The sequence below is a fragment of the Rhizobium skierniewicense genome, assembly GCF_014196515.1.
GTDB classification, from domain to species: Bacteria; Pseudomonadota; Alphaproteobacteria; order Rhizobiales; family Rhizobiaceae; genus Agrobacterium; species Agrobacterium skierniewicense.
This window is the reverse complement of the sequence record NZ_JACIDV010000004.1, coordinates 30,883-49,832: the sequence shown is the minus strand read 5'-3', so window position 1 is coordinate 49,832 and position 18,950 is coordinate 30,883. Positions and strand designations below refer to the sequence as shown.

Sequence of the window (18,950 nt, the reverse complement as noted above, 5' to 3'; positions counted from 1 at the left end):
CGCGCAGTGGGTGGACGGTTTCTTTCTATCGGGGAATGCATGGTGGAACTTTCGCAGGCGGGAGACGGCCTGCTGCGAAAAGGGTTCGCCGGAGACACGCTCAATACCGCCTGGTACGCCCGTGCCTGCCTGCCTGCCGAATGGACCGTCGAATACTTTACCGCGCTGGGTGATGATCCGCTTTCGCAGGAAATGCTGGATTTCATTGGCGGGGCAGACATCGCAACCGGCAATGTAACCCGGATCAAGGGCGGTACGCCGGGACTTTACCTCATCAATCTCAAAAACGGCGAGCGCACGTTCAGCTACTGGCGCAGCACGGCTGCAGCCCGCCAATTGGCAACCGATGCCGACCATCTCCGCGGTACGATCGAGGCATCCGACCTCATCTACTTCTCCGGCATAACGCTTGCCATTTTGGCAACACCCTTGGCCGTCGATACATTTCTGGCGGAATTGCGTCGTGCCAAGGCCTTCGGCAAACAGGTGGTGTTCGATCCCAATATTCGCCCACGCCTTTGGAACGACAAGCAGATGATGCTGAAGACCATCACGGACGGCGCGCGAGCGGCAACGATGATAATGCCAAGCTTTGACGACGAGGCGGGCAACTTTGGAGATGCCGACGTTGCCGCGACCATCAAGCGCTATCGAGATCTCGGCGTGGCCAACATCGTCGTCAAAGATGGCGCCAAGGGTGCGACGCTGGACTTTGACGGGCAACAAAGTCATGCACCTGCCGTCCAGGCAGCCGATGTCGTTGATACGACCAGCGCAGGCGATAGTTTCAACGGTGCGTTCCTGGCAAAATGGCTCGGCGGCAGCACGCCGCAGGATGCTGCTATTTTTGCGGCCAAGGCAGCGGCGACGGTGATTGGCCACCACGGTGCACTCATCGATCATGATCTGCTGCCCAAGCGTTGACATGATGCTGTAACACGCCTGCCGCATATAGCCGAAGACCCGGAAAGCCACCGGGATTCGCAAGCGCGGAGGTCGGCCAGGCATGACCAGAATAACCATTGTCACGGATGCATGGCATCCCCAGGTCAACGGCGTCGTTCGCTCCATCGAAAACACCAATGCAGAACTGGAACGCATCGGTGTCGTAGTCTGCATGGTCACGCCACAGAGCTTTCATTCGGTGCCCTGCCCGACCTACCCGGAAATCCGCTTGTCCGTTGCCGGTTACCGCCGCGTGTCGCGCGAAATCGAAAAAGGTCAGCCATCGTACGTGCATATCGCAACCGAAGGACCGCTTGGCTTCATGGCGCGGCGCTGGTGCATCAAGCATGGTATGCGCTTTTCCACCAGCTACCATACGCGCTTTCCAGAATATGTCGCTGCCCGCTTTCCCATCCCCGAAAGCTGGCTCTACGCTTTTGTGCGATGGTTCCACAATGGCGGTAGCACCTGCATGGTCGCAACGCCCAGCCTTCAGAAGGAACTCGACACGCGCGGCGTCAAGAACCTCAAACGCTGGAGCCGTGGCATCGATTCGCGACTGTTCCACCCACGCGAAAAAACCGAGCGTCCTTTCGATCTGCCACGCCCGATCTTCATGACTGTCGGCCGCGTGGCGGTCGAGAAGAACCTTCCGGAATTCCTCGACCTTGATTTGCCGGGCTCAAAAATTGTGGTGGGCGATGGCCCCGCGCGCGCCGAGTTGCAGAACAAATATCCCAATGTTCTCTTCACCGGCGTCAAAACCGGCGAAGACCTCGCACGTGCTTATGCCGAAGCAGACGTCTTCGTTTTCCCGTCCAAGACCGACACCTTCGGCAACACCATACTCGAAGCGCTGGCAAGCGGCGTGCCTGTGGCAGCCTTCCCTGTCATGGGCCCCATCGACATCCTCGGCGATCACCCCAACGCCAGCGCCCTCAACACCGATCTACGCCAAGCCTGCCTCCGCGCTCTCGACTGCTCACCGGAAGCGGCTCGGGCGCTCTCCAACACCTACTCCTGGGAAAAAGCCTCGCGGCAGTTCCTCGACAACGTAACCTCGGCAGCCAACAACGGGCCGCAGAATTTCTACGCGACCTCGACGGCTTGAGGTACTGATCAAAGCACCGACGGCCACCAAGCACTGCACTTAAAAGTAACATATTAGTTTATATACAACTTAAAGATTGAAGAATGATAAAAACTCTTCTAGGTTGCTTAGGCAAATTGATTGCGACCAAACGATGAGGAGAAAAAAATGTCTGCATGTGCAATGCTTACCTTCAACAACGTCACCCCGGCGATTTGGCAGTGCGGTGTCGATTCTGCCAGCAAGCTCGGCGTTACGATTACCGCTAACTCCGGCAGTGCTTCGAAAAGCGGCTTTACGGTTTCCTGGAACTACGATCCCCAGGCGCAGACATGCAAGCTGCAATGCACTGATAGCCCCTGGGTCGTTCCTTGCGCGATCATCAACTCGACGATCACCAGCACGGTCGAGGCGTGTTACACTCAGCACAACGCCGTCATGAAAGAAATGGTTGGAGCATAAAGGCGGCCATGACCGACATTTTGCAAACACCGCAAAAAAGTCAGGCTAAGACTGAGGAGGAAGCGCAAAGCGCTTTCTCCTTCAAGCTGAGCGAGATGCTCGGCTTCCAAACAGCTTTACCGGAAAATGTTGCCCGACGCGCCTCCGTCGATCCGCTGTTCCTGTACCGCCTGTTTGAGGCCCGACATGAACACACGGCCTTGCAAGAGTTGATCGATTCAGTCGCCGAGACAAGCCTCCCCAAATGGGCGCCAATACCCACGACAGAACTTTTGAAACAGGCCAGTCTTGCCCTTGGACGCTGGGCCGCACACGGATTTTCGCAAGTCAGCGACGACGTCAAGGAAAAGCGACGTGCCGCCTGTAAGATTTGCCCTCACCTGCGAGAACCATCGCCCCACCTGCTTTTTCAAATTTTCGCACAGGACAGCAAAACCTGCGGGCTTTGCAGTTGTGCAATCGAGAAGAAAATCATGCTGCCCACAGAAACCTGTCCCGTGGCAGACGCGCCCGGCTCTTTACACAACCGTTGGGGCGAACTGCTCGATCGTTGATCCGCTAGCCTCAAGATATGTCAAAGCGGCCTTTTTCATTCAAACGTCTAGACGAAAAGACTTTGTCCTGTCACAAGGCGAGCGGGATGCGACCGCCGCTATCTATAGAGCGGGGTCGGGCTGCTGATTGACGTCAGGTGGCTGCCGCGAGATTACGCTGGCCGTCCTTTTTTTCACACCATTCTCACCATGCACCAGTTAGCGCATTGCCCGAAAGTGGGATGACGCTGCTCTTGCCGGTGCTGTCGATGGTGGAAATGGATGCCTGCATGTGCTTTGGCGATTTGCGAAACCAGCCAGCGGCAATCGAGGCGAGATCACCGATCATTGCGTGCTTGCGCCAGTCGGCAAATCGCCGGGCAGTAGCTTCGGGCTCCGACTTGTAGAAAAAATCGCCGGATGTTTCCAGATCGTTGACGGAAGGCGCCATAGCCGATAGCGGACGTTGAAACATTTTCGATGGGACCGAAAGCTCTTTGGCCGCCTGCGCAAAAGCAGGAGCCATGAAATCGATGACCCAGCCGTCCGCCTCCACCCAGCAGTGAAAATTCTCGCCTGCTCCGGTCACATGCCCGTCGTCGCGATGATCCGCAAACAGAATGCGTTTGCCGTCGAGATTATAAGCAGCCAAACCGCCCTTCGGCTTGGCCTTGATCTTGTAATGGTGCTCCAGAATGAATGCGCCGAAGGTACTGAAATACATCGAAGCCGTCGCCGGATCGGCATTCTCGTTGATCAGCAAACTGTTGATGACGCGGTAGATGCGATGATAATCGGTCTGCTTGATCAGCATTACTTCTCCTAAAAAACTCTCTACAGCACGATGCGAAGGCGCTGCTCTTACGGCTCCAACGTGGCCAGCCGATTGCTATGTAATCTGGAGATATTTGGGTGGAGTACGGTAGACAAACTCCGCTTCCACATGTCGAAGCACGTTCCTTTGACCTGCAAACGGCACCATGGTAGCAGCTTCAGCGAATGAAACCCAACGAAACTCGCTGTGCTCTCCGTTTATGGTGACGTGTGCGTCACTTTGAACGACACCAACGAAGACCGGTAGCAAGCTGATTGCATTGCGATCTGCCTCGTAGAACTGTTCGCATATGTCCCCCGAGTAGAGGCGCAAGCAGGTCAGTGCAGTTTCTTCCCTGACCTCACGCAAAGCGGCCTGCCAAGCCGTTTCTCCGGCTTCGATACCTCCAGCGATCTGGCACCATTCGCCGATGAGCGTGTGGTTACGACGCAGCAGCAAGACTTCGTGACCACCATCAGCTTCGCGAATGACGACCACCGATACCGCGAAACACTGGATTGGTACGCTGGCCATAGCAGTTGCTCCGCAAAACACTCAACGCTTCTTCTTCGCCTTGCTCTCGAATGGGTTGTCTGAACCGCGATAGTGCACACGGATCGGCACGCCCGGCATGTCGAAGTCCTTGCGCAGATTGTTGACGAGGTAGCGCGTATAGGACTCCGGGATCGCTTCAGGACGTGTGCAGGAAATCATGAAGGCCGGTGGGCGAGCCTTGACCTGCGTCATGTATTTCAGCCGCAGGCGACGACCGGATACCGCTGGTGGCGGATGCTGGGTGACCTGTGCGTCCAGCCATTTATTGAGCTTGGCCGTGGATACGCGACGGTTCCAGATTTTGTCCGTGTCGATGATGTTCTGCATCAAGCGATCAAGGCCGTAACCCGTGTGACCGGACATCGGCACCGCGCGTATACCACGTGCCTGTGGCAAAAGACGCTCCGTCTTTTCGCGTAATTCGGCCAGAAATGCCTGCGGATCTTCCACAAGGTCCCATTTGTTGAATGCGAGCACGGCTGCGCGCCCTTCGCGGATAACCAGATCGACGAGTTGCAAATCCTGTTTTTCAAACGGAATGGTGGAATCGAAGACGATGACGACTGTCTCTGCAAAGCGAATGGAGCGCAGGGAATCGGCAACCGAAAGCTTCTCCAGCTTTTCGATCACGCGTGCCTTGCGGCGCATGCCGGCGGTGTCGAACATCTTGATGGTGCGGCCGCGCCAGTCCCATTCAACCGAGATACTGTCACGGGTAATGCCAGCCTCCGGGCCGGTCAGAAGGCGGTCTTCGCCGAGGAAGCGGTTGATGAGCGTCGACTTGCCGGCATTCGGGCGACCAATGATGGCGACACGGAGTGGCTTGGTCTCATCGTAAACGGGCTCTTCGTCTTCGTCTTCGTCCTCACCCGGCTCGCCTCGTGGCAAAACGATATCGGTTTCAGCTTCGTCGAAATCGTCTTTCGGAAAGGCGACATCTTCGCCAACGGCCGCAACGATCGCATCGCGCAGGTCGATCATACCCTGGCCATGTTCCGCCGATATCGGGCAAGGCTCGCCAAGACCAAGCGTGTAGGCATCGTAAAAGCCGCCGTCTGATCCACGCGCCTCTGACTTGTTGGCCACCAGCACGACCGGCTTTCCCCCACGGCGCAGCATTTCCGCCAGTGTCTTGTCGGCGGGCGTCAGCCCGAACTTGGCATCCACAACAAACAGCGTGATGTCGGCCTCATCGATGGCCTCCTCCGTCTGCGCCCACATCCGGCCTTGAAGCGTTTCCGGCCCGGATTGCTCCAGACCGGCTGTGTCGATGATGGTAAAGCGCAAATCCACCAGTTTCGCGTCGCCGGGGCGGCGGTCGCGGGTCACGCCCGGCGTGTCGTCCACGAGCGCCAGCTTCTTGCCAACCAGTCGGTTGAACAGAGTGGACTTGCCGACATTGGGACGCCCGACTATGGCGACGGTGAAACTCATGGGAAACCCTAACCTGAATTTTGGCGTGGATGCACTGTCTATTCAAGAATTGCTGCTGGTCTGGCGAAAATGGTGATTTCAAGAACCGGCGCGGAGCGTACTCAAAGTACGTGAGCACCGGAAGCGCAGAAAATGCCATTTGCAGCCGGCCAGCGGCGATTATTGAAGAGACTGTTACGCTGCCTTGCCGGAAGCGGCAATATTATCGAGCATGATCTGGGCGCGGCTGGTCACGTTACGCGGTGCCTGCACGTCTGCGGTGATCTGCTCGAACCACTGCTTCGCCTTGACGAAATCGCCAGCCTTGTAGGCCGAAAGACCGAGAGCCTCGCGTGCCGAATTGCGCATGGCCTGCCCCTCACCCGTCAGCACTTCCGCCTGCGCGGAAACCTGCTCATAGGTTCCGGTATCCACCAAAAGCCAGGCCGCACGAACCTTGGCCGTATCGCGGAATACCTGCGGAGCACTGTTATCGTTACCAATTGCAGTAAACGCCGCGATGGCACCGGCCGCATCGCCCTTTTGCGCCAAAAGCGTCGCCGAGCGGAACTTGGCCAGCACGGGATAGGAACCGTGACCGGCAGTCTCCAGATCAGAAAACGCCTTTAGCGCCTCATCGTTCTTGCCTTCGGATGCCAGCTTCAGCGCGCTAGCAAACTGGTCGCCTGACGCAGAAGCGCGGTTCGTGTTCCAGTATTCGTAAATACCGACACCGGCAGCGCTCAGCACGATCAGCACGGCCGCGCCGATAACGACAATTCCATACCGTCCCCAGAAATTGCTCATCTGCTCCGAGCGAATCTGCTCGTTGACTTCGCGGATGAAGGTGTCGTTTTCGTTCGCCATCGAATTCTCCGTTACCCGCACCGAAACCGTTTGCCGTTCTTTCGGTCTGCGGACATGCCAAAGCGCTTTGCCGTGGCATGCAAAAGGCCAACCACGATCATTGGACGGCCTTCTAGCCTATTTTCCCTGATATGTAAGGGGAAAACGTCACTTTCTTACATTGCAAGGGGCTGAACGCCGATCAACCATTCGTGCAGCTTCCAGATGAAGGCGGCCCATAACACGATGCCCAGCACCACCGCCAGAATATCGTAACGCGCAGAAACGAAGGGACGGGTCACGACTTCGCCAGCCCGCGCGCGCCGCTTGAGCGAAATGCGCATGATCACGCCCCACGCAAGAACCGCAACGAAGAGAATGACGGAGGATGTCTCTCCATTGGCCAGAAGGTGCGACAGCGCCCAAATCTTAACCGCAAGCACCAGCGGATGCTTGGTCTTGGCAACGATGTGGCCAGCCGGCAAAAGGCTGGCGGCAAGACAGATCATAGAAAAAAGCATCAAGGTGATGGCGATATGGCTCGTCCAGACGGGTGGAGAATAGAGAATACCCGTGACCTGCCGTGCCTGCCCGAACGCATAGGCGACCAGCGCCAGCGCAGCGATGCTGACGAGGGAATAGAGAGCTTTAAAAGGCCCTTCACCCAGACGCGAAACCATGCGTGCGCGAAAATCAGGTGCAACGACACTCAGAGAATGCGTGACCAAAAGCAACAGAATGGAAAAAACAAGCAGCAGCATGGAAAGCCCCTTAAAGCATGGCGCAGGATCGAGATGAAGTGCGGTCTGCACATGCTTAGAACAAACGGGGCCAAATCCCAACGGCGATTTGCGCTGATGTGGCCCGCCGCTGTGGCCCTGATGTTGAAACCGCCGAAATTACGAACCAAATCAAAGCTTCGCCTTATTACCATCTCAAAAGGCCATGCTTCTTTTCAAAAAATGGTTCTTCATGGTTCGTACTCTTACACTCCTCCTGTCGTTGTCTGCGGCCATTCCGGCGCTTGCACAAACGACAGAACGACCAAAACAGTTGGTGATTGTCTCCTTCGATGGCGCGGGTGACAATTCGCTGTGGGAGCGAAGCCGCGCGACGGCCAAGGAGGTGGGTGCACATTTCACCTATTTTCTTGCCTGCACCTTGGTGATGGACCGCAAGACCAGCGCCAAAAGCTATCGGGGACCCGGCCAGCAAACCGGTCGATCCAATGTCGGCTTCGGACAATCCATCGAGGAGGTGGGGACACGCTTACGCAACATCTGGGCTGCAAAGCAGGAAGGCCACGAGATTGCCAACCATACCTGTGGTCACTTCGATGGTGGAAACTGGACAGCGGAACAATGGGACGCCGAGTTCACGGCTTTTACCAGCACGATGGAAAACGCCTGGCAGATGATTGGCAAGAAAGACGAGGAGCCCACGGGTTGGCGCGATCTCGTCCACGGCATCAAGGGCTTTCGGGCACCCTATCTGTCGCAAAGCGATGCCCTGACGATAGCGCAGAAAAAACATGGTTTTGTCTATGACGCGACCAGCATCACCAAAGGACCAGCATGGCCAATCCAGAAAGATGGCATCGAACATTTCGGTCTTCCGCTCATTCCAGAAGGTCCCAATGACAGACCCATCATCGCCATGGACTACAATCTGTTCGTGCGCCACTCCATGGCTATCGAAAACCGGGCTAAATCAGCCGAGTTCGAAGAACGCGCCTACCGCGCTTTCCGCGCTGCCTTCGATAAGCAGTATGACGGGGAACGGGTGCCTCTACAACTCGGCGTTCACTTCGTGAAAATGAATGGCGGCGCCTATTGGAACGCTTTTGAACGGCTGCTGAGGGAGGTCTGCAAGAAAGACGATGTGGCGTGCATCAGTTACGCGCAGGCCATGCCGATGATCGAGGCGCGGCGTGCGCAGAAGTCTGAGGGATAGGTCCCAATCTCAATCTCGAATAAAAAAAGGGTGGCGCTGGGCCACCCTTTTTTGCTTCACGTCGGCTTGTTCGCCGCCAGCTCGCCATCCTCAGCCTCACGCTTGAGGTAGTGCTGGTCGATCTCTGGCAATGGCTTGTCATCGATGGCCGCTTCGAAGGCTTTCAGACGCTTGTAGATGGATAGGAGCTCAACAATCGTCGTCCAGGAATTGATCAGATACTGGAACGAGCCACGCACTTGATCGAAGACATTTCCAATCTGCGTGAACACACCCAGCGTAATCTTCCCGGCAGCGATAGACGGGATGAGAACAATGAGGCTGTAGAGATTATCGGCCTGAAGATAAAAAATACGCGCCACGTTAAAGTACATGTAGTGGAAATACAGGCGGAAATAATTCTTTCGAACGTTTGAAAAGAGTTCTGCAACGGTCGCAGGACGAGCGCGATCTTCGTGATCCTCGCCATAAACCAGTTCTTTCCGGTAGGCGGCTTCGACGCGCTGATTGCGGAACTCAAGCCCTGGAAGCTTGATGCCGACGAGCGCCAGAAAACCCGTACCGAACAGCGACCAGACAATGGCAGCCCAAACCAAGGCGTGAGGTATCTCGCCAATGATAGGCAGTTCGGTGATCGTTTCCGAAAAGGTGAATAGGACCGGCAGAAATGCAATGAGGGTCATGATAGCCCTCACCAGACCGACGCCCAGACCCTCAACCGTACTGGAAAAGCGCATCGTGTCTTCCTGAACACGCTGGGACGCACCTTCAATGTGCCGCAGACGATCCCAGTTCGCCATGTAGAACTCGTTCATCGCGGTGCGCCAACGGAAGATATAGTGGCTGACGAAAAACAGATTGAGGACACCGATGGTGATGGCGAAAAACAGAATGCCGCTAACACCGACAAGCCCCATATAGAGCTGTTCAGCGGTTACCGGAGCCGTCTTCGCTAATGCCTGCTGGACAAGGTCGTAATAAGGGCCGTACCACGCGTTCATGGCGACGCTGACCTGAACGGAAAAATAGGTCGTGAAAATGATCAACGCAGAGCCCAGAATGGACCAGTTCTGCCACCGGTGCGGGCTGTAGACGAACCAGAAAGCCGAGAAAAATCCGACCGCAACTGCGTAGTAGAGATAGAACCAGAGAAACGGCGTGGACCAGAAAACGGAAACGCCAGTTGGGGGCTGCTGCCCCTCAGGCAAAGCAGGTAGGCCGATGGAATTGCCCCAATCTCTAGCGCCCGCATACCAAAGACCGATCATGAGGAGAGACCAGATCACAGCGGACGTGAAGAAGAGTTTGGGTTTTGGGAAGAAGGAATGAAACACGGTACAAACTCTCGCGAGTTGGGAGGTCAGCCATTATTGGCGAAGCAGTTTGGCGGGAAACTAGGCCAGAATTTTGTGCACAGCAATGCGGCAAGCGCTAACTTACGAAGATGTAAGGCAGATCATCGATTTTGCCGCCATACATGACCAAGCCTTTACTTAACGCCAGCCTGCAAACGCCGAAAATTACTCGGAAAGCGTGAGGATCAACGGGCCGTTTTTGGTCGCGACGACGGTATGCTCGAACTGCACGGTCGGCGCGCTCGGATCGCTGAACAGCGTCCATGGATCGTCGTCGCCGTCTTCCGCCCAATAGGCACCCATGGACAGGAACGGCTCCACTGTAAACACCATGCCTTCGGTCATGATGCGGGTTTCATCCTTGTCGGGCCACGTGGCCAGTTCGGTCGGCTCTTCGTGGAGAGAACGGCCAATACCGTGGCTGGCGAGGTTGGTAATCAGCGTATAGCGATTTTTTTTGGCGAATGCTCCAATCGCGTTGCCGATATCTGCCAGCGGACGACCAGATTTGATCTGCTGCAAGCCCGTCCACATGGCACGCTTGCCGTCGCGGCACAGTCGCTCGATGTCTCGTCTGACGGGGGGCACGGCAAAGGAGGAGCCGGTATCGCCGAAAAATCCGTCTTTCACCGCTGATACGTCGATATTGACGAGATCGCCCGCCTTGATGATGCGAGCGCCGGGAATGCCATGCGCCACCTCTTCATTGACGCTGATGCAGGTGGCACCGGGAAACTGGTAACAGAACTCCGGTGCGGATTGAGCGCCATTGTCTTCCAGAACCTTGCGGCCGATCATATCCATTTCCAGCGTCGTCATGCCCGGCTCCATCGCATCGGCCATGCTCTGCATCGCCAATCCGCAAATGCGGCCGATATCTTTCAGCTTCGCAAGTTCTTCTTCGGTGGAAATAACCATGATCGTTCCGTCGTGTTTTTCAGGCCGTGGCTTTCGCGCTATCGGCTCTGCCAGTCAATTCTTTTCTGACGATCGGGGCGACTTTGGTGCCGTAGAGCTCGATACCGCGCATGATCTGCTGATGTGGCATCAGGCCAATCGCCATCTGCAACAGGAACCGATCGTTTTTGAAAACGCCGTGCGCCTTGATGATTTTTTCCGCCACCAGTTCAGGCTCACCCAGAAACAGATTGCCCTCTGGCCCACGCGCCACATCATACTGTCCTCGATTGGTCGGCCCCCAGCCGCGCTCGCGACCGATGCGGTTCATAACCTCGGCCTGCGGACCGTAGAACTGGTCAGCAGCCTTGTCGGTCGTATCGGCGATGAAGCCATGCACGTTGATGCTGGTTTTCTGTTTCGCGGCATCCTGTCCTGCGCGCCGCGCGGCTTCGCGGTAAAGATCGAACAGCGGCGCATAACGCCTGTATTCGCCACCGATGATCGCCAGAGCAACGGGCAAGCCCATCGCCCCTGCCCGCGCAACCGATTGTGGTGTGCCGCCAACGGCGATCCAGACCGGCAGGTGCTCCTGCAAAGGCCGCGGATAAACGCCACGTCCGTGGATGGGCGGGTGCTTGGTGCCAGACCATGTGACGATTTCTTTTTCCCGAAGCGCCAGAAGCAGATCCAGTTTTTCGCTGAACAGTTCGTCGTAGTCCTCAAGATTATAGCCGAACAAAGGATAGGACTCGATGAAGGAGCCACGACCTGCCATGATTTCGGCGCGACCATTGGACAGAAGATCGACGGTCGCAAATTGCTGAAAGACGCGGATCGGATCATCGGAACTCAGCACGGAAACGGCGCTGGTCAGCCTGATGTTTTTGGTTTTAACAGCAGCAGCGGCCAAGACCGTGGACGGTGAGGAAATCGCGTAATCCGGGCGGTGATGTTCGCCAAGACCGAAGACATCCAGCCCCACCTGATCGGCGAGCTCGATTTCCTCCAGAAGGTCTTTCAACCGGCGCGCACCTTCCGCACCTTTGCCGTCAACGGCGTTCGGATCGACATCCGCAAATGTGTAAAGCCCCAGCTCCATGCGATATTCCTCAATGATGTTTGTTGAGAGATAGGGTCAGAAAAACCCAGAGGCAAATCTAAAATCTGGAACGGACCGTTCGATAAAACCGCTATGCGCAACCTCGAAAGAGAATCAGAAATCAACCGTTTGGCGACAACGGTTGATTTCAATGCGTAGCGACCTGATGGATTTTACGAGCGCTGCAACAGGGCTTCCATTTGATCGGCGGCAGCGTTCCAACCTTCGTTGAAACCCATATCTTCATGCGTTTTCTTGTCTTCCGCTGTCCAGTGCAGTGCGCGCGCCGTGTATTTGGTCGTGCCGCTACCGGCATCCTGGAATGTGATGTGGCCCGTCATGAAGGGACGGTCTCCAGGCACCCAACCCTCGCGAAACGCATCGGTAAAGATCAGCCGCTGGTTGGTGACGACATCCAGAAAAACACCGAAATTATCATACACCTCTCCCGTCGGCGCATGCATGGTGGTGTTGAAGGCGCCGCCTGGGCGCAGGTCTATCACGGCCTGCGACGTGCGGTACGGCACCGGTGCCCACCATTGAACGAGCAAGTCCGGGTCCGTCCATGCCTGAAAAACCCGCTCTGCCGGTGCTTTGATAATGCGGCTCAATGACAATTCATGCTGTGATGTATTTGACATCCGCTGTCCCTATCCCTTGAAACGCGGACACCATAGCGCATTTTAGCAATAACTATAATTGAGATGATCAACCCTGGCTGAGCGTGCGCCGAACGGCATTGCGCCACCCCTTGATCTTACGTTCGCGGGTTTCGTCCTCCATCTGCGGCTCGAAGCGCCTGTCCCGTGACCAGGCGTCCGAAAACGCCTTTATGTCAGGCCATACGCCCGCTTTGCTGCCCGCGAGCCATGCGGCGCCAAGTGCCGTTGTTTCCAGAATAACCGGTCGGTCCACAGGCGCATCGATCAGGTCGGACAAACGCTGCATCGTCCAGTCTGACGCAACCATGCCGCCATCCACACGCAAGACCGTGTCGCCATTGGCGTTCTTCCAGTCCTTGTGCATGGCATCCAGGAGATCGCCAGTCTGATAGCAGACGGCTTCGAGGGCGGCGCGCGCAAATTCGGCAGGACCGGTTCCGCGCGTCAACCCAAACATCGCGCCACGAGCGTCGGCATCCCACCAGGGTGCACCAAGACCAACAAAGGCCGGAACCAGATACACATCTTGCGAGGGATCGGCCTGATCGGCAAGTACACCGGTTTCCGATGCCGAGCCGATAACCTTCAACCCGTCGCGCAGCCATTGCACGGCAGCGCCGGCCACGAAGATCGAGCCTTCCAGCGCATAGGTCGTTTTGCCATCCAGACGATAAGCAATGGTCGTCAACAGTCGGTTCTTGGATCGAACCATATCCTTACCCGTGTTGAGAAGAGCAAAGCAGCCGGTGCCATAGGTGGATTTCAGCATGCCGGGTTCGAAACACGCCTGACCGATAACGGCGGCATGCTGGTCGCCCGCAACGCCGAGGATGGGGATGGGCGCACCGAAGAGCTCTTCATCCGCCACGCCGAATTCGGCAGCACAATCCAGGACCTCTGGCAAAACGGAGGGTGGCACATCGAGAATGTCGAGAAGTTGCTTGTCCCACACATTCTTCTCGATGTTGAACATCAGCGTGCGTGACGCGTTGGTGGCATCCGTCACGAAGGATTTTCCGCCGGTTAGCCGCCAGATGAGGAAGGTGTCGACAGTGCCGAAGCAAAGCTCACCCTTTTCCGCCCGTTTGCGCGCGCCCTTGACCTTGGACAGCAACCACGACAGCTTGGTGCCGGAGAAATATGGATCCAGCAGCAGGCCGGTTTTCTTGACGAAAACCTTCTCGTGCCCTTCTTTTTTCAGCTTTTCGCACAGCTTTGCTGTCCGCCGATCCTGCCAGACGATGGCGTTGTGCAATGGTTTTCCGGTGTCTCGCTCCCACAGCAGCGTGGTTTCGCGCTGATTGGTGATACCGATAGCGGCAATGTCGGAGGCTTTCAGATTGGCTTTTTCGAGCGCCTGTTTGATCGACCAGACAACGCTTTCCCAGATTTCTTCCGGGTCATGTTCCACCCAGCCTGAATCAGGGAATATCTGCCGAAACTCCTTTTGCCCCGTTCCAGCCACCTGCATGGCGCCATCGAAAACGATGGCGCGTGTGGATGTCGTACCTTGGTCGATGGCGAGGATATAACCGCCCATGCATGCCTCCCGGAAATCAATGTGGCGCAACACAATATGCGCAGCCCCCAATGTCAAGCCACGGTCTGTGCATCCTCATGTGAAATCCGATTGCCAGCTCCCCCGCTTTAAGCATAACCTGATGTAAATCGTTGCAACGTTGGATAAAAAGGGGAACGCATGCATCGGACCGTAATTGTAACAGGCTCAACCAGTGGCATTGGTCTGGCCATAGCGCGCGCCTTCGCCAATGATGGCTGCAACATCATGCTGAACGGCTTTGGCCTGGAGCATGAGATTGAAGACACCCGCCTTCTCATGGAGGCCGAGAGCGGTACCCGTGTCCTCTACCACCCGGCCGACATGACCAAGCCGGATGAAATTGCCGATCTGATAAAGACGGCAAATGAGAAGCTCGGCTCCGTGGACATCCTCATCAACAACGCCGGCGTCCAGCACGTCGCGCCGTTAGAGGAGTTTCCGACGGAGAAATGGAACCAGATCATCGCCATCAATCTGACCAGTTCCTTCCACACCATGCACGCGGTCATTCCGCTGATGAAGGCGGCCGGAAAAGGCCGCATCATCAATATTGCCTCAGCCCATGGTCTTGTCGCGTCACCTTATAAATCTGCCTATGTGGCGGCAAAACATGGTATCATCGGCCTGACGAAATCCGCAGCGCTGGAACTTGCGGAGACAGGCATCACCGTCAACGCCATCTGCCCAGGCTATGTCCTGACATCCCTCTTGGAAAAGCAGATACCCGACACGGCCAAGGCACGCGGCATCAGCGAAGACGAGGTCAAGAACGATGTTCTGTTGCGACTGCAAGCGACCAAGGAGTTCGTCAAAGCGGCGGATATCGCCGCAACCGCGATTTTCCTGGCCAGCGATGCAGCCAAGCAGATAACCGGTACGCACATATCCATCGATGGCGGCTGGACCGCCCAATAAATAGAACGCATACGAAGGCATGGCATGAAAGACGCAATCAGCTTCATCCTCAATAACGAGACCGTTTCCATCCGGGATTTTGGCCCGACGGAGACGCTGCTCGATTATCTGAGGCTGCAAAAAAGACTGACTGGCACAAAGGAAGGCTGCGCCGAAGGCGACTGCGGCGCATGCACAGTGCTGGTCGGACGGCTGATGGACGGATCGTTGCGCTATGAAACCGTCAATGCCTGCATTCGCTTCATGGGTTCCCTGCACGGCACCCACATCGTGACCATCGAGCATCTGGCTGGCAGGGATGGCGTTCTGCACCCCGTACAACAAGCAATGGTGGATTACCACGGCTCACAATGCGGCTTTTGCACGCCCGGCTTCGTCATGTCGCTTTATGGCCTCTGGCTGACCAGCGACAAGCCATCGCGCGCAGACATCGAGAAAGCCTTGCAGGGCAATCTCTGTCGCTGCACCGGCTATGAGCCGATCATTCGCGCCGCCGAAAGCGTGACGGCAGCCAGGCCCAGCACGCTGTTCGATCCGATAGAGCGGGACCGGTCCAGCATCATGTCCCGCCTCTGGGCCATCCCGATGAACGAGACGATAACGGTCAGCAAGGGGGACTGTCGCGCGATCATTCCCTCAAACCTCACAGAATTTGCGAGCGCCTATTCTGCCGAACCCAAAGCAACCATCGTGGCGGGTTCGACCGATGTCGGCCTGTGGGTGACGAAGCAGATGCGGTCCCTGACTCCTGTCATCTTCATCAATCACTTGAGCGAGCTGCAATCCATCCAGATCGAGAATGGCGGAATTTCGATAGGCTCTGGCGTCACTTACGCCCATGCCTTCACCGTTCTGGCAAAGCATATTCCGCCCTTCGCCCGCCTGATCGACCGTATCGGCGGCCAGCAGGTGCGCAACATGGGAACGATCGGCGGCAACATCGCCAACGGCTCTCCTATCGGCGACACACCGCCTGCCCTGATTGCGCTGGACGCGACACTCACCCTGCGATCCTCGTCTGGTAGCAGGACGATACCGCTCGAAAAATACTTCATCGACTATGGCAAGCAGGACCGTTTCGCCGGCGAATTCGTGGAGAAAATTTTCGTGCCCATCCCGGCGCCGGATGCACATTATGCGATCTACAAAATTTCCAAGCGCCGCGACGAGGATATCTCGGCACTGTGTGCGGCCTATCATCTGAAGCTTGACCCCGCAGGCGCAGTTGAAGAGATCCGTGTCGCCTTTGGCGGCATGGCGGCAACGCCGAAGCGGGCGGCAAAGCTGGAGGACGTGCTGCGGGGCAAGCCTTGGAACATGGAAACCATAGAGGCGGCGCGTGAAGCGATCGATGAGGATTTCAAACCGCTGACGGACTGGCGCGCGACGGCAGAGTATCGAACACTGACGGCGAAGAACCTGCTGACGCGGTTTTTCCTAGAAACATCCGGCGAGCGCCAGGAATTGCAGCGCTTCGAGCTGGCGGAGGCCTGAGCCATGGACACCAACACGTTCGAACGCACCAAAACCGTCATTGATGGCAAGATGCATGGATCGCTCCGACATGATTCAGCGCACAAGCATGTCACGGGAAGTGCCGAATATATCGATGATATTCCCGAACCAGCGGGCATGATCCATGGCGCCATCGGCATGGCAGACCGCGCCCATGCCGAAATCGTCTCCATGGATCTCTCCGAGGTGGCAGCTACGCCCGGCGTCCTTTGGGTGATGACGGGCAAGGATGTGCCCGGCGAGAACGATGTCTCGTCCGGCGGACGTCACGATGAGCCGTTGCTGACTGAAAAACTAGTGCAATTTCACGGCCAGCCGATCTTTGCCGTCTTTGCCGAAACCCGCGACATCGCCCGCAAGGCAGCGCGCAAGGCGAAAATCACCTACAATGATTTATCGCACTGGAGCGACATAGACGGCGCCATGGAAAACGGTGAGCCGCTGGTGACACCCGGCATGGTTTTGCAGCGTGGCGAAGCCGAACTGGAGATGGACGTCGCACCGCGTCGACTGACCGGAACGATGCGTATCGGTGGACAGGAGCATTTCTATCTGGAAGGCCACATCGCGATGGCCGTACCCGGTGAAGACGATGAAGTAACGGTGTGGAGTTCCACCCAGCATCCCAGCGAAATCCAGCACATTGTCAGTCATATTCTGCAGGTGCCATCCAACGCCGTCACCGTGCAGGTGCGGCGCATGGGAGGCGGATTCGGCGGCAAGGAGACGCAGGGCAACCAGTTTGCAGCACTCTGCGCCATCGCCGCCAAGAGACTGAACCGCGCCGTCAAAATGCGTCCCGACCGCGATGAGGACATGACCGCCACCGGCAAGCGGCACGACTTCCGAGTCGATTACGAACTGGGTTTCGATGAAGAAGGCCGCATTCACGCGGTGGACGCGACCTATGCCGCCCGCTGCGGCTTCTCTTCAGACCTGTCAGGGCCGGTCACGGACCGCGCGCTTTTCCATGCGGATTCCAGCTATTTCTATCCGCACGTAAAACTACAATCCAAGCCTTTGAAAACGCATACGGTTTCCAACACCGCCTTCCGCGGCTTCGGCGGCCCCCAGGGCATGCTGGGTGCAGAACGCTTCATCGAGGAAATCGCCTATGCGGTGGGCAAAGACCCGCTGGAAATCCGCAAGCTCAACTTCTACGGCCAGCAGGCGTCTGGGCGAACGACCACCCCTTATCATCAGGAAGTCGAAGACAACATCGTCGCCCGTGTCGTGGAAGAACTGGAAACCTCCAGCGACTATCAGGCACGGCGACAGGCGATCATCGATTTCAACGAGACCAGCCCGATCATCCGCAAAGGCATTGCGCTGACACCCGTAAAGTTCGGCATCTCCTTCACCATGACAGCCTTCAATCAGGCGGGTGCGCTGGTCCACGTCTACAATGATGGCTCGATCCACCTGAACCATGGCGGCACCGAGATGGGCCAAGGCCTCTACACCAAGGTCGCTCAGGTCGTCGCAGATGCTTTTCAGGTGGATATCGACAGGGTCAAGATCACTGCGACCACAACGGGCAAGGTGCCGAATACATCCGCGACGGCTGCGTCCTCCGGCACAGATCTGAATGGTATGGCCGCTTATGACGCAGCGCGCCAAATCAAGGAACGGCTGATCAAATTTGCGATGGAAAAATGGAATGTGGGCGAAGGCGACGTCATATTTCTCCCAAACCGCATTCGGGTTGGGACGGAAGAACTCGCTTTTAACGACTTCATCAAGCAGGCATATTTTGCCCGCGTTCAATTATCGGCAGCAGGCTTTTACAAGACACCCAAAATCCATTGGGACCGAGCCGCAGGCAAAGGCACGCCCTTCTATTACTTCGCCTATGGTGCAGCGGTCTCGGAAGTCTCCATCGATACGCTGACCGGCGAATATATGATGGAGCGCACCGACATTCTTCACGATGTCGGCAAGTCGCTGAACCCGGCCATCGATATCGGCCAGATCGAAGGTGCCTTCGTGCAAGGCATGGGCTGGCTGACGACAGAGGAATTGTGGTGGGACGCCAAGGGTCGTCTTCGGACCCATGCTCCCTCTACCTACAAGATTCCGCTCGCCTCCGACCGCCCGAAAATCTTCAACGTCAAACTGGCGGAATGGGCCGAAAACGCCGAACCCACTATCGGCCGCTCCAAAGCCGTCGGCGAGCCGCCCTTCATGCTGGCCATCTCCGTTCTCGAAGCGCTGTCGATGGCGGTGGCGAGCGTTGCAGACTATAAGGTCTGCCCACGGCTGGACGCGCCAGCAACGCCGGAGCGGGTGTTGATGGCGGTGGAGCGGTTGAAGAGGGTGTGAGGGCGATCGC

At 56.8% G+C, this 18,950-nt stretch carries 18 protein-coding genes; 8 read left to right on the top strand and 10 right to left on the bottom strand.

Translation table 11 applies throughout. The features are described from left to right. The first annotated feature begins 6 nt into the window (after positions 1-6). The 4 genes from GGQ73_RS07250 to GGQ73_RS07235 all read left to right on the top strand — a co-directional run bounded on the left by GGQ73_RS07250 (position 7) and on the right by GGQ73_RS07235 (position 3,051). Complete coding sequence (locus tag GGQ73_RS07250) at positions 7-924, top strand: sugar kinase (RefSeq protein ID WP_183895167.1); 918 nt, start codon at positions 7-9, stop codon at positions 922-924. A gap of 82 nt (positions 925-1,006) precedes the next feature. Further along, positions 1,007-2,056: a bifunctional monoglucosyl/glucuronosyl diacylglycerol synthase gene (locus GGQ73_RS07245; RefSeq protein ID WP_183895165.1), complete on the top strand. Its 1,050-nt coding sequence runs from the start codon at positions 1,007-1,009 to the stop codon at positions 2,054-2,056. Positions 2,057-2,203: 147 nt separating this feature from the next. After that, the gene (locus GGQ73_RS07240; RefSeq protein WP_174153692.1) at positions 2,204-2,497 is read left to right on the top strand and encodes a hypothetical protein; all 294 of its coding nucleotides are present in this window, start codon (positions 2,204-2,206) and stop codon (positions 2,495-2,497) included. Positions 2,498-2,505: 8 nt separating this feature from the next. Continuing rightward, a complete protein-coding gene (locus GGQ73_RS07235) occupies positions 2,506-3,051 on the top strand; it encodes a hypothetical protein (protein ID WP_174153693.1) in 546 nt (181 codons plus the stop codon). A gap of 184 nt (positions 3,052-3,235) precedes the next feature. Here the strand turns inward: GGQ73_RS07235 and GGQ73_RS07230 are convergent, their stop codons facing one another. The 5 genes from GGQ73_RS07230 to GGQ73_RS07210 all read right to left on the bottom strand — a co-directional run bounded on the left by GGQ73_RS07230 (position 3,236) and on the right by GGQ73_RS07210 (position 7,419). Continuing rightward, positions 3,236-3,844, bottom strand: a complete 609-nt coding sequence (locus GGQ73_RS07230) for a DUF2026 family protein (protein ID WP_183895163.1) — start codon at positions 3,842-3,844, stop codon at positions 3,236-3,238. A 75-nt stretch (positions 3,845-3,919) separates the two neighbouring features. Beyond that, positions 3,920-4,378 carry an NUDIX hydrolase gene (locus GGQ73_RS07225; protein ID WP_183895161.1) on the bottom strand — a complete coding sequence of 153 codons (459 nt, stop codon included), beginning with the start codon at positions 4,376-4,378 and terminating at the stop codon, positions 3,920-3,922. 21 nt (positions 4,379-4,399) lie between these two features. Further along, on the bottom strand, positions 4,400-5,833 hold the full coding sequence (gene der / locus GGQ73_RS07220; protein WP_174153696.1) for a ribosome biogenesis GTPase Der: 1,434 nt from the start codon (positions 5,831-5,833) through the stop codon (positions 4,400-4,402). 174 nt (positions 5,834-6,007) lie between these two features. Continuing rightward, positions 6,008-6,679 carry a tetratricopeptide repeat protein gene (locus GGQ73_RS07215; protein WP_174153697.1) on the bottom strand — a complete coding sequence of 224 codons (672 nt, stop codon included), beginning with the start codon at positions 6,677-6,679 and terminating at the stop codon, positions 6,008-6,010. 155 nt (positions 6,680-6,834) lie between these two features. Continuing rightward, a complete protein-coding gene (locus GGQ73_RS07210; protein WP_174153698.1) occupies positions 6,835-7,419 on the bottom strand; it encodes an NnrU family protein in 585 nt (194 codons plus the stop codon). A 211-nt stretch (positions 7,420-7,630) separates the two neighbouring features. On the opposite strand from GGQ73_RS07210, the gene GGQ73_RS07205 reads away from it, so the two are divergent. Further along, a complete protein-coding gene (locus GGQ73_RS07205; RefSeq protein ID WP_183895159.1) occupies positions 7,631-8,611 on the top strand; it encodes a polysaccharide deacetylase family protein in 981 nt (326 codons plus the stop codon). A gap of 56 nt (positions 8,612-8,667) precedes the next feature. Here the strand turns inward: GGQ73_RS07205 and bacA are convergent, their stop codons facing one another. From bacA to glpK, 5 genes are all read right to left on the bottom strand, one after another. Next, positions 8,668-9,945, bottom strand: coding sequence for a bacteroid development protein BacA (bacA, locus tag GGQ73_RS07200; protein WP_183895157.1), 1,278 nt, complete (start codon positions 9,943-9,945; stop codon positions 8,668-8,670). 186 nt (positions 9,946-10,131) lie between these two features. Continuing rightward, positions 10,132-10,884 carry a type I methionyl aminopeptidase gene (gene map, locus GGQ73_RS07195; protein ID WP_183895155.1) on the bottom strand — a complete coding sequence of 251 codons (753 nt, stop codon included), beginning with the start codon at positions 10,882-10,884 and terminating at the stop codon, positions 10,132-10,134. A gap of 19 nt (positions 10,885-10,903) precedes the next feature. Then, the gene (locus tag GGQ73_RS07190) at positions 10,904-11,965 is read right to left on the bottom strand and encodes an LLM class flavin-dependent oxidoreductase (protein WP_183895153.1); all 1,062 of its coding nucleotides are present in this window, start codon (positions 11,963-11,965) and stop codon (positions 10,904-10,906) included. Between the two features lie 173 nt (positions 11,966-12,138). After that, a complete protein-coding gene (locus GGQ73_RS07185) occupies positions 12,139-12,606 on the bottom strand; it encodes an SRPBCC family protein (RefSeq protein ID WP_183895151.1) in 468 nt (155 codons plus the stop codon). A gap of 67 nt (positions 12,607-12,673) precedes the next feature. Continuing rightward, on the bottom strand, positions 12,674-14,167 hold the full coding sequence (gene glpK, locus GGQ73_RS07180; RefSeq protein ID WP_183895149.1) for a glycerol kinase GlpK: 1,494 nt from the start codon (positions 14,165-14,167) through the stop codon (positions 12,674-12,676). Positions 14,168-14,326: 159 nt separating this feature from the next. Between glpK and GGQ73_RS07175 the strand changes: the two genes are divergently transcribed. From GGQ73_RS07175 to xdhB, 3 genes are read left to right on the top strand one after another with little or no spacing between them, the layout of a single operon-like run. After that, a complete protein-coding gene (locus GGQ73_RS07175; RefSeq protein ID WP_183895147.1) occupies positions 14,327-15,103 on the top strand; it encodes a 3-hydroxybutyrate dehydrogenase in 777 nt (258 codons plus the stop codon). 24 nt (positions 15,104-15,127) lie between these two features. After that, the gene (gene xdhA / locus GGQ73_RS07170; protein ID WP_183895145.1) at positions 15,128-16,597 is read left to right on the top strand and encodes a xanthine dehydrogenase small subunit; all 1,470 of its coding nucleotides are present in this window, start codon (positions 15,128-15,130) and stop codon (positions 16,595-16,597) included. 3 nt (positions 16,598-16,600) lie between these two features. Continuing rightward, on the top strand, positions 16,601-18,940 hold the full coding sequence (gene xdhB, locus GGQ73_RS07165) for a xanthine dehydrogenase molybdopterin binding subunit (protein ID WP_183895143.1): 2,340 nt from the start codon (positions 16,601-16,603) through the stop codon (positions 18,938-18,940). Positions 18,941-18,950 lie beyond the last annotated feature (10 nt).

Coding starts and splice junctions, on each gene's coding strand:
- GGQ73_RS07245 (WP_183895165.1), top strand. CDS start 1,007: ATGACCAGAATAACCATTGTCACGGATGCATGGCATCCCCAGGTCAAC.
- GGQ73_RS07240 (WP_174153692.1), top strand. CDS start 2,204: ATGTCTGCATGTGCAATGCTTACCTTCAACAACGTCACCCCGGCGATT.
- GGQ73_RS07235 (WP_174153693.1), top strand. CDS start 2,506: ATGACCGACATTTTGCAAACACCGCAAAAAAGTCAGGCTAAGACTGAG.
- GGQ73_RS07230 (WP_183895163.1), bottom strand. CDS start 3,844: ATGCTGATCAAGCAGACCGATTATCATCGCATCTACCGCGTCATCAAC.
- GGQ73_RS07225 (WP_183895161.1), bottom strand. CDS start 4,378: ATGGCCAGCGTACCAATCCAGTGTTTCGCGGTATCGGTGGTCGTCATT.
- der (WP_174153696.1), bottom strand. CDS start 5,833: ATGAGTTTCACCGTCGCCATAGTCGGGCGTCCCAATGTCGGCAAGTCC.
- GGQ73_RS07215 (WP_174153697.1), bottom strand. CDS start 6,679: ATGGCGAACGAAAACGACACCTTCATCCGCGAAGTCAACGAGCAGATT.
- GGQ73_RS07210 (WP_174153698.1), bottom strand. CDS start 7,419: ATGCTGCTGCTTGTTTTTTCCATTCTGTTGCTTTTGGTCACGCATTCT.
- GGQ73_RS07205 (WP_183895159.1), top strand. CDS start 7,631: ATGGTTCGTACTCTTACACTCCTCCTGTCGTTGTCTGCGGCCATTCCG.
- map (WP_183895155.1), bottom strand. CDS start 10,884: ATGGTTATTTCCACCGAAGAAGAACTTGCGAAGCTGAAAGATATCGGC.
- GGQ73_RS07190 (WP_183895153.1), bottom strand. CDS start 11,965: ATGGAGCTGGGGCTTTACACATTTGCGGATGTCGATCCGAACGCCGTT.
- GGQ73_RS07185 (WP_183895151.1), bottom strand. CDS start 12,606: ATGTCAAATACATCACAGCATGAATTGTCATTGAGCCGCATTATCAAA.
- glpK (WP_183895149.1), bottom strand. CDS start 14,167: ATGGGCGGTTATATCCTCGCCATCGACCAAGGTACGACATCCACACGC.
- GGQ73_RS07175 (WP_183895147.1), top strand. CDS start 14,327: ATGCATCGGACCGTAATTGTAACAGGCTCAACCAGTGGCATTGGTCTG.
- xdhA (WP_183895145.1), top strand. CDS start 15,128: ATGAAAGACGCAATCAGCTTCATCCTCAATAACGAGACCGTTTCCATC.
- xdhB (WP_183895143.1), top strand. CDS start 16,601: ATGGACACCAACACGTTCGAACGCACCAAAACCGTCATTGATGGCAAG.